The sequence below is a fragment of the Kitasatospora misakiensis genome, from assembly GCF_042656005.1.
GTDB classification, from domain to species: Bacteria; Actinomycetota; Actinomycetes; order Streptomycetales; family Streptomycetaceae; genus Kitasatospora; species Kitasatospora misakiensis.
The window spans coordinates 1-556 of sequence record NZ_JBHSOF010000162.1; the positions used below are offsets into that span (position 1 = coordinate 1).

At 73.0% G+C, this 556-nt stretch carries 1 pseudogene; it reads right to left on the bottom strand.

Going from position 1 to position 556, the window contains the following annotated elements:
• Nucleotides 1-327, bottom strand: a pseudogene (locus ACFP3U_RS37055) (transglycosylase family protein); the annotation flags it as partial.
• Nucleotides 328-556: the final 229 nt, after the last annotated feature.

Sequence of the window (556 nt, forward strand, 5' to 3'; positions counted from 1 at the left end):
TTACTTGGTGAGGCCGGCCTTGACGGAGCAGACGGGCCAGGCGCCGGGGCCCTGGGCGGCGAGGACCTTTTCGCCGATGGCGATCTGCTGGGCCTTGGTGGCCTGGTTGGCCTGGGCGGCGTAGGCGGTGCCGCCGAAGGCGGCCCAGGTGGAGGAGGTGAACTGGAGGCCGCCGTAGAAGCCGTTGCCGGTGTTGATGGCCCAGTTGCCGGTGGCCTCGCACTGGGCGACCTTGTCCCAGACGGTGGCGGGGGCGGCGGAGGCGCCCGTGGCCGTGACGAGGCCGGCCACCGGCAGGGCGGTGATCGCCCCGGCCATCAGGGCCATCCGGACGCGGTTGCGGCGCTTGGGGGTGGCGGTGACGGCGGTGGTGGCGGTGGTCTCGTTACGGAAGGTCACGGGGGGTTCCTTTCGGAGGGGGTGCGGGCGTGCGGAACCAGGCCCGGGGTGGGCCGGTGGTTCGCAAAGGGGGGGTGCTCGCGTGGTCGGTCGCGGTGTGCCTTGGGGGCTGGGCCCGGTGGTTGCTCGGTGCGACGCATTCGAAGTTACGGGCGGC